Source organism: Chamaesiphon sp. GL140_3_metabinner_50 (genome assembly GCF_025361915.1).
Lineage (GTDB): Bacteria > Cyanobacteriota > Cyanobacteriia > Cyanobacteriales > Chamaesiphonaceae > Chamaesiphon.
Genome location: NZ_JANYJC010000172.1, coordinates 1 through 9,379 on the forward strand (window position 1 = coordinate 1; position 9,379 = coordinate 9,379).

At 43.2% G+C, this 9,379-nt stretch carries 8 protein-coding genes; 4 read left to right on the plus strand and 4 right to left on the minus strand.

Going from position 1 to position 9,379, the window contains the following annotated elements; all coding sequences use genetic code 11:
* Positions 1-554: 554 nt before the first annotated feature.
* The 3 genes from Q0R35_RS08725 (at position 555) to cobM (ending at position 2,533) form a co-directional block, all read left to right on the plus strand.
* Positions 555-863: a hypothetical protein gene (locus tag Q0R35_RS08725; protein WP_295616260.1), complete on the plus strand. Its 309-nt coding sequence runs from the start codon at positions 555-557 to the stop codon at positions 861-863.
* Positions 864-872: 9 nt separating this feature from the next.
* Entirely contained in the window at positions 873-1,670 is a 798-nt protein-coding gene (locus Q0R35_RS08730; protein WP_295616263.1) for a glycosyltransferase family 4 protein, read from the plus strand.
* Positions 1,671-1,768: 98 nt separating this feature from the next.
* Positions 1,769-2,533: a precorrin-4 C(11)-methyltransferase gene (gene cobM / locus Q0R35_RS08735; protein WP_295616266.1), complete on the plus strand. Its 765-nt coding sequence runs from the start codon at positions 1,769-1,771 to the stop codon at positions 2,531-2,533.
* Between the two features lie 57 nt (positions 2,534-2,590).
* Here cobM and Q0R35_RS08740 read toward each other — a convergent pair whose 3' ends face one another.
* From Q0R35_RS08740 to Q0R35_RS08755, 4 genes are all read right to left on the minus strand, one after another.
* The gene (locus Q0R35_RS08740; protein ID WP_295616269.1) at positions 2,591-3,697 is read right to left on the minus strand and encodes a glycosyltransferase family 4 protein; all 1,107 of its coding nucleotides are present in this window, start codon (positions 3,695-3,697) and stop codon (positions 2,591-2,593) included.
* Between the two features lie 280 nt (positions 3,698-3,977).
* Positions 3,978-4,934, minus strand: a complete 957-nt coding sequence (locus Q0R35_RS08745; protein WP_295616272.1) for a hypothetical protein — start codon at positions 4,932-4,934, stop codon at positions 3,978-3,980.
* Between the two features lie 45 nt (positions 4,935-4,979).
* Positions 4,980-6,095, minus strand: coding sequence for a glycosyltransferase family 4 protein (locus Q0R35_RS08750; RefSeq protein ID WP_295616274.1), 1,116 nt, complete (start codon positions 6,093-6,095; stop codon positions 4,980-4,982).
* Positions 6,096-6,278: 183 nt separating this feature from the next.
* Positions 6,279-7,742: a DUF4832 domain-containing protein gene (locus Q0R35_RS08755; RefSeq protein WP_295616277.1), complete on the minus strand. Its 1,464-nt coding sequence runs from the start codon at positions 7,740-7,742 to the stop codon at positions 6,279-6,281.
* A gap of 339 nt (positions 7,743-8,081) precedes the next feature.
* On the opposite strand from Q0R35_RS08755, the gene Q0R35_RS08760 reads away from it, so the two are divergent.
* Positions 8,082-9,379: O-antigen ligase (locus Q0R35_RS08760; RefSeq protein WP_295616280.1), on the plus strand; the 1,298-nt coding region annotated here is incomplete at its 3' end.

A 9,379-nucleotide genomic window follows, 5' to 3' on the forward strand; every position in this document is an offset into this window, starting at 1 on the left:
GAAGGTTGCGATCGATTGATTTCGGCGATTAATGCTATTTCTAGCGATTTCGCCTGTATCCTAACCGTAACTCACATGCCTCAATTCCGCGAAGCATTTCAAACTCGAATCGAAGTCCAGAAAACCAGTAAAGGTTCGCAAATTCAGGTAATTAGTTAGATCGCTAATAGTAGGGTAATACCGTAAGTCAGGTATTAGGCTTTAGGGAAACTGGACGAAAACGACATTATAAATGATTGCATTTTTACTTTTGCAAGAAGTTTAATGACTAGGTGCATAGAGCTGAAAAAAGGCGACAACTTGAGTCAAGACATTTGGATTATTAGAATAATCTGTCATCTACCGATCGGATGTATTTATATCCTCGAAAATCGTTCATGATTAAAGATAATATTTACGGACTCAACTTTGAAGTCGCTTTTCATAAATATGCTCTGAACGATCGGGATTCTTGAATTTAAAATAGCAGAATAAATCTAGATTTGAGCAACAACTGACTTTCCGACTATTGAGAATGCCCCACTTAGTTTTATCATTAATACCAGGAGATAGTGATGAACGGCAAAAGAAAAATACTTTTTGTAAAGTATGGAGGTTTCTCGAATGTCAACGAAATAGTCTATGAAATCCTGACTAGAGAATTTCCCAGTCTCGAAGTCGAAGTAATCGATCTGTTCTCAGGAGTGGTTAATACTAAAGACTTAGCGACTATTTTCCATACTATTAAAGAATATGGACTAGACATATTCAATCGCCAGATTAATATGGCTAGCAGAAGACTAGTTACCAATTATTTTTTCAATAAGCTCAGAGCATTTATTCTGGAGAGATTTGCAGAGCGAGATTACCTCTTTACATTTTAATTACAGTCATTGTTTGATGCGAGTATTCCCGGAATACCTCATTTTGTTTATACCGATCGTACTGCCTTAGTTAATTTAACTTATCAGGGTTTTAATCAAAAACATCTGCCTTCTAGTTCGTGGATCGAACGCGAACAAGAGATTTATCATCATGCCGCGATGAATTTTACTATGAGTAAAAATGTTGCTGATTCGATCGTGCAGGATTATAATTGTAATCCCGAACAAGTAGTAAATGTGCTTTGCGGCCCATGCGTAAACGTGTCGCAAATGGAAGTATTTGACGATCTAAGATATAGTAGTCAAAATATTTTGTTTGTTGGGGTCGAGTGGGAACGTAAGGGTGGGCCAATTCTTGTAGAAGCCTTCAAAATTTTATTGAATAAATTTCCTAATGCAACTTTAAATATTGTCGGTTGTTCGCCAAAATTAAGCCTTCCTAATTGTAATATTGTTGGCAAAGTCCCCTTAGCTGAAGTATCTAATTATTACAAAAAAGCTGCTGTATTTTGTCTGCCAACTAGATTCGATCCTAATCTAAATGTGTGTTTTGAAGCAATGGCTCATCAGCTACCAATCATTTCTACTTATGGAGGATCGAGACCTGAATTTATTATTGAAGGTAAAAGTGGCTATCTAGTCGAAGTAGATAATTATCAACAGCTAGCTAATAAGTTAATCGAAATGCTCGATTCGCCTCAAAAGTGTAAATCTTTTGGGGAATACGGTCATCAGCTTGCATGGAGCACTTATACATGGGAGAAAACAGGGGTAAAAATCAGACAAAATATAGAAAGATTTATCTAAATCTACTCAATCGGCTGGACATGTCCAAAATGCCACGAGCGGCACAAGATGATGATGGATACAATAGTAAAGTCGAATTGACCGAGCATTAAAAATTCATGCCCCAAGTGTATATTATTGGTGTCGGCCCTGGCGATCCAGACTTATTAACTGTCAAAGGTCAAAGAATCATTGCGACTGCGGATGTAATTCTTTATGCCGATTCGTTGATTCCCGATCGGATTTTAGCGCACGCCCACCCCGATGCCGAAATTATTAAAACTAGCGATCGGACGCTCGAACAGATTATCTCAATTATCGTCGAGCGGGTCGGATTGGGTTTGAATATCGCCAGATTGCACTCTGGTGACTTGACGCTGTATAGTGCCATCTCCGAACAAATCCACGCGCTCAAAGCTGCAAATATTACCGTCGAATTAGTCCCCGGAATTAGTGCCTTTCAAGCTGCTGCGGCGAAACTCCAAGTCGAACTTACCGTTCCCGAAATCGTCCAGACAATTATCCTCACCCGTCCGACTGGGAGAGCTTCTGCCGTCCCCATTGCCGAAGATTTAGCTAGTTTAGCAGCTCATCGATCGAGCTTGTGTCTCTACCTCGCCGCTCGTCATGTCAAGACAGCGCAAGCCCAATTACTCCAGCATTACCCCCCAGAAACGCCTGTAGCCATCTGTTTCCGAGTGGGGTGGGCAGATGAACGAATTTGGGTTGTACCCTTATCAGAGATGGTTCTAGTCACTGCTAGAGAAAATCTCGTGCGGACGACGATGTATATTATTAGTCCCGCCTTAGCCCAGATTGCTGAAGGCACTCAGACCCGATCGCAACTATATCATCCCCAACATCAGCATCTATTTCGTAACTAATTCAAGTTGCTACCTAAGAACGCCTACGATTTTAACCGCTGAGGTTGTCGGTAGCAACTAACGCCGTTTTCGATCGATAACGCTGTCAATTGCATCCTGCCACAACCCCATTACTCGCTCGACACCAAATCGATCGAGAATTTGGGGCGCATTAAGAGCTAATTGCTTGCGTCGGGCGGGATCGGACATCAACGCATCCAATTGTGTCGTCAGGGCATCCACATCTTCTGGAGCCACTAATACGCCATCAACCCCATCTACGATGATATCGCGGGGGCCGCTCAGACAGTCCGCCGCCAGCACGGGTAAACCACAAGCCATCGCCTCGCACAACGCCATCGGAAAGCCTTCAAATCGAGATGGCATCACAAATAAATCGGCTTGAGCCAGATATTCTCGCACATTGGTAACTAAACCCGGAAAATGGACGCGATCTGTTAATTGCAACTGCGATCGTAACTCTTCTAATTCAGCTTGCATCGGGCCTTCCCCCAGAATTGTGAGCTGCCAATCGGGGTATTTGGCGTACAGTCGAGCGAAAGCTCTGAGCAACAGATCGAAACCTTTTTGAGGCTGGAGTCTCCCGATGGCAATTGCGCTGGGGGTAGATAATAATGGCTCCATTGCCCCGATGGGAGCTGGTGTAGTGACGGGATTGGGCATAACGATCGTCCGATACCCCCGTGCAGCCGGATAAAATGGCAAAGCATTGTGGGTTAAAACTGTGACTAGATCGGCATAGCGATAAGTCCATTTCATCAAAAATTGCCAGATTTTGTTCGCATCTGTCGCACCGGGATAAATATGTTCGCAGACAATGGTCGGAATCTCTAGCCCAGCACAGGCGACGATCGCATACACATTAACCGCATTCATGAAACTGATGACGACATCCGGTTGACTGGTAATAATTTCTTGCCGTAATCGGGCAATCCGCTGTCCGGCTCTGGCAATCGCGATAAGTGGATTGGCGGATTCTGCTGCCAGTCCCAAGGCTCTGAGCTTAATGCGCGGATCGAGTGGGTAAAAGGATGGTTCGGTCGGTGCGAGTAGCATAATTAAAGTTACATCCCAGCCCTGACAGACCCAATAGTTAGCAACGATCGAGATCACTCGCTCTGCTCCGCCACCGCCGAGTCCATAGACAAATAAAGTAACTTTCATCAATATCGATCGCAATTTAGATAAATAACTAGATTGAGATTCAATCGATTACCTATGGTAGGCTACGCCAACGAATCTCTAAATCTTGGGATGGTGGTCATCCGAATATCCATCTTAACATTTTACCGATCGTACCTAATTAGTTTCCATAATTTGCCAGCAAGAAAACTCAAAAAATTAATACTGCTAACGATCGAATTTTTAATTAACTACCTAAGATATGTACCCTGTTATCGATTTTATCTGTCAATAAATAATGCTAAAATTGACACGATTTCAATCACCGAGCATCTACACAAGCAATACATCGATCGTCATTTAACATAATGAAATCTATGTGGTGCATCCCCACCCGGTTACAGGGCATAGTGGCTAGCTCGAATAGATAAGTCCCATCGGGATGGATTTTTGCTTCTCTATATTCATCTTTTGTCAGCGACTCGATCGCGATCGCCGTCACGTTATATCCATAATTTACCTGACAATCTTGAGTAAACCGGATCGGTCTATTGTTAATTTTTCTCATCCGACCCGCTGGTCTAGATATCTCTGAATTATTACTCACAATTGGACTCATGGGATGCTCTACCCAATTACTCAAAAGATGATCTGCATAGTACAATTTCAGCAGATTACAAGCTAGTCCATTACTGGGTTCGACACCGACAAACAGCCACCACAACCCATTAAAATTTAAGATTGAGGCATCGACAAATCGCTGACCGACTAAAATCTCGGTCACAAATTCCCACGTATCTGGAAACTTTTTGGCTTTATATAATCGAACTGAATTCGCCTCACACGATTCAGGAATTAGATACCATTCAGATTCAAATTTAAATACATAAGGATAGGAAAGATGGAACTTTTCTGATATAATTACCTGCTGATAAATCCAATTATAACCATCTAGACTGCGTGCAAAAGCAAGTTCTCCTTTGCGCTGTTTATGATTGAAAATTTCAAAAAACATCAACCACTCATCGCCAATTCTAATCATAAATGGATCGGCAACAAAAGATGCCAACACATCAGTTACATCTCGTCTGCTCAGAATTGGATTTTCCACCACTGCTGTTGGCTTCAAGCTCAGAAAATCTCGACCTTCATAAATAGAAATCGACCAATCCATCTGACGATCGACCCAAATTAATTTATTTGCTAATTTAACTGGTAATAAACCGATCGCGTAATTATAAATACCGACGAGCTTAGATTTAACTTTGGATAACTGCATTTAAAATGTCGATCGCGATACTGTGAATATTAACTCGAATATGGATTACAACTGACGGCTGTGACAGTAATAAATCGATTTTTCGATCGCATCCGTCCACATCTCCATGACTCGATCGACACCGAATCGATCGATAATTTTAGGCGCATTATCAGCTAGGTGTTGCCGTTTGGCAGGATCGGACATCAACGCCGCCAATCCTGTCGCTAAAGCATCGATATCTTCTGGAGCCACCAACACACCGTTAACCCCATTATCAATGATATCGCGCGGGCCGCTGAGACAGTCGGTAGACAACACGGGCAAACCACAAACCATCGCCTCGCACAACGCCATCGGAAAGCCCTCGACGCGCGATGGCATCACAAATAGCTCGGCTTGCGCCAAGTAATCTCGAACATTAGTAACTGCACCAGGAAGATGAACGCAATCTGTCAATTGCAACTGCGATCGCAACTCTTCTAACTGCGATCTCCTCGAACCCTCGCCCAGAATTGTTAACTGCCAATCGGGGTATTGAGGATGAATTTGGTGAAAGGCTCTGAGCAACAAGTCGAAACCCTTGCGCGGATCGAGTCTACCCATCGCGATCAGGCTAGGAGCTGGCAATAATCGATCCGTTACGCCGATTGGGGGTGGAGTTAGCACCGGATTGGGGATGACGATCGTCTGATACCCGCGATCGGTTGGATAAAAGGGCACTGCACTCTGAGTTAATACTGTGACTAAATCGGCATGGCGATAAGACCATTTCATCAGTAATTGCCAGATTTTGCTAGCATCTGTAGCTCCCGGATAGGTATGTTCGCAGACGATCGTCGGAATATTCAAGTTTCGGCAAGCCAGAATATTATAGACATTAACAGCACCCATAAAACTGATAACTACATCAGGTCGATCGGCAATAATTTCTTGTCGCAATATCTTTACTCGCCGCCAGGTATTGGGAATGGCAGCGAACGAACTAGCCGATTTTTCGGCAATTCCCAGCGACTTGAGCTTAATGCGCGAATCTAATGCGTAAAAAGGTGGTTTAGTTGGCGGGACTAACACAATTAAAGTTATCTCCCACCCCTGACTTGCCCAGTAGTTTGCCAGAATTGACATCACTCGTTCTGCGCCACCACTGCCCAGCCCATAAATAACTAAAGTAACTTTCATTGGTTGTAATAGTGTAAATAATAATTAGATTTATATTAGCTAATCCGATCTTTAATTGTAGCTAGTTAGTAATAAACAGTAATGTAAAAACAGCTACTTGGATCGCCGCAGCTAGTGTTATTTGACCTATAGATCGGTATAATTACTCAAAAAACATTGCCGATTGAGATATATGGCTGAGTGCTATTTTGCTAACTGAATTGTGCGACGGAGTGAATTAAATCCAGTTTTGGCTTCCCATGTTTGTTCGTTAGCCAAACGAATCGAATATTCTGGACGATTGGCAAGTTTAGGCATCGGATCGGGGAGATTTAATAAGATCTCATATGCTCCGGGCAGTGCAGCTTGAGGAATTTTCGATCGCACATCTACCGAAATTTCGCCAGCTTGTGGCAACCACATCCGAGGATCTTGAGTTTTGCTGCCAGCTTTAAGGATGGGTAAACGATAGACTTTGCCAGTTTGCCGATGGCGCAAAATTAATTCCAGATTGCGGGGGTTAAAAGGACTGGCATAACCGACATTTTTAACAATAAAATTACCGCTTAACTGACGATTGCCCTGTACTTGTGAGGGGAAATTCGATTTGACTAATTGCAGACGGTAACCCAAACTGCGATCGATCCGGGCATAACAGCCTTCCGATTTCCAGCGGTTGAGAGCGGGTTCGTAGAAATTAGCATTTAAATAACTCCAGTGAAACCGGGCTAATTCAGCCTCTGCGGTGGGGCAATCGCTCCGGTGTTCGGCAGGTCTGACCTGACAGGTTTCGCCACCGACAACTATATACGGCGCAATTTTACTAATATAGTTTTTGAGTGCGGGTACATCTGGCTCGTAGGTGCCAGCATCGGTGCGACCTGCTAAAAAGCAATCATTTTTAAAGCCGACACGAGCTTGACGAGAACCGTTAAAAGCGTTCGCGCTGGTGAGAGCTTGGGGATAGTTGGTTCTGATATCGTCTGGATACCGAATCTGCACCATCCGGTTGGCTGGCATCGCCGTTAACAGCGCGCTTAAAATTTTGGCTTTGGGCTGGGGTCTGTCGAGTTTGTTCCCCGAACTGTGCCACTCGCCCCAAGCACCGATAAACCCCCCTTGCAGCGCGGCAATTACATCAGCATTTTGTTGCAGAACGGGTTTGAGCTGCGCGATATGCTCTAGAGTCAGCTCTAGGCTGGCATCTGGAGAGTTAGCAATATTACCCGTGGGAAAGTTATAGCTAAATCGCGGGACAACCTTGATTCCGGCGGCCCGGACTAGTTGAAATTGCCGATTTAATTGGGCTAAAAATTCTGCGGGTAAGGGACTGTTGCGATATTCATCTAGGCGAATATAAGCTCGCGAGAGGGTATAGCCTTTTTGCCGCACGTCACTAAAGTCTCCACCGCTCATCAATTCAATGTCGTTATGAAATCCTCGCTCTGGATTGAGCAAATCAGCCGTAGTCGATGCATAAGTGACGATTGATTTGGCATTGGTTGGTTTACTCGTGGTGGCGAGCGTCAAATTTGTTGTCGGCGGCAGGTCGTGGCGATCTGTTGAAGATAAGCCGATCTTGGGTCGCGCCCGATCCTGACTCGTACAGCCAACCAGTAACATCGAGATCCAGCCGATCTGCAATAGGGCGGAAATATAGCGATTCATTTTCGGCACTTACTTATTTTTGATAACTACGCAACATCGCGCTTATTTGGATAGTTTAGCTGATGTTGCCAGTCCAATAAATCAGCTAAGATGGCAAATAATATCGTAGCGATCGCCTAGCAATTGAAGATAACTAATTTAGAGATAGCACCTTTTTACCATTCCGAAATCCACCAAATGTCTTAAAATTTGGATTCCCAATCTCGACTACCATGCTAACGATCGGCTAGATCTGCCGGATTAGATATTATTCTCTAAAAGGTAGTATAAACCCATCCGCTCTGATTGTAGTGTCTCTCGATCGGGGACGAGCGGGCGCAGTAATTATTTATATATCGTATGTCAACTAATTTAATCGAGCAATTTAACGAACCGAGAAGCACACTTAAAGTTTTTACCGATCGGTATCAGTATATTCTCTCAATCCTTGCTACATTTTTGTTTTTTTCTGACTTTGCAGACTACATATTTACAGCAAAGATTACGTCGATCGTCCCACTTGTTTGGATTGGGGTAATTTCGGTCTTATCACTGCCATTTATCAAGAAGGCAGGCAATATCCCCAAACCACTCTTGGCCTGGATGATTTTCTATTCCTCGATGTCGCTCTTATCACTAATGACAGTTAGTGCTGATGAAATATCATTTACAGACTTTAGATCTAAAATTTTATCAATTTTATTTATAGTTGTCATGTATGCGATGTTTCAGCAGAAATCGATAACTCATATCAAAATTACCATTTTGTTAGTCGTCCTGTTAAGTGTCGGTAATAATCTATTTGAGTTATTAAATCCGAGGATATTTACCGAAGTAAATGTCGGTCGTCCAGCCGGATTTTATGTCGATCCTAATAAGGCAGGATGCGCTTTAATGCTCGGAATGCTGATGAGTATCACCGTTATTAAAAAGTCATATCGCTGGATTTTAGTATTAATAGCTGGAATTGGGGTGATGACAACATTTTCGCGTGGAGCCATTATCGGCTGGGTAATTTGCACGGTGTTCTTAATCGGTGGTCGAGTCATCTGCGACAAACGGCGGAGAATTATTTTACCAGCACTAGTGCTAGTAATATTTTTAGCATCGATTAATCCACTCAAGCTGATGACAGATTATTTTAAAGGCGATCCGAGCGGAGCCAATTGGGATATTGTCAACCGATTAGAAGAATTTCAAAACCCCTCTTTATCAGAAGATTCAGCGATGGATCGGCAAGCTGTTGCCGCAGGTGCGTGGCTGATGTTTGGCAATAGCCCATTTTGGGGAAATGGATTGGCATCGACTCGCAAATGGATGGTTGCTGATGTCTCTACCCACAATATGTATCTTTATTTTATGGCAGATCAAGGTATTCTGGGCGTGCTATTTTTGCCAGGTGCGATCTTTGCTGTCGTCTATAAAAATCGGGGCGAACAGAAAACAATTCTACTTTGTTTTGCCGTATTTCTAAGCTTGTGGGGATTATTCAGTCATGAAGTTTTAGCAGAACGATATACATTATCGAGCTTTGCGTTACTCGCGGCTATGAATACCAATCAAAAGTGGTATCTCAAATATACAAACCGTAATTTCCAAATAGCTCCATCATTATCAAGAGCATCATTGTTTTTACCACCTGCGCGCAGTCAAAAGAT

What these genes read in the sequence shown, in the direction of transcription:
- Q0R35_RS08725 (WP_295616260.1), top strand. Translation starts at nt 555, where the DNA reads ATGAACGGCAAAAGAAAAATACTTTTTGTAAAGTATGGAGGTTTCTCG.
- cobM (WP_295616266.1), top strand. Translation starts at nt 1,769, where the DNA reads ATGCCCCAAGTGTATATTATTGGTGTCGGCCCTGGCGATCCAGACTTA.
- Q0R35_RS08745 (WP_295616272.1), bottom strand. Translation starts at nt 4,934, where the DNA reads ATGCAGTTATCCAAAGTTAAATCTAAGCTCGTCGGTATTTATAATTAC.
- Q0R35_RS08750 (WP_295616274.1), bottom strand. Translation starts at nt 6,095, where the DNA reads ATGAAAGTTACTTTAGTTATTTATGGGCTGGGCAGTGGTGGCGCAGAA.
- Q0R35_RS08740 (WP_295616269.1), bottom strand. Translation starts at nt 3,697, where the DNA reads ATGAAAGTTACTTTATTTGTCTATGGACTCGGCGGTGGCGGAGCAGAG.
- Q0R35_RS08755 (WP_295616277.1), bottom strand. Translation starts at nt 7,742, where the DNA reads ATGAATCGCTATATTTCCGCCCTATTGCAGATCGGCTGGATCTCGATG.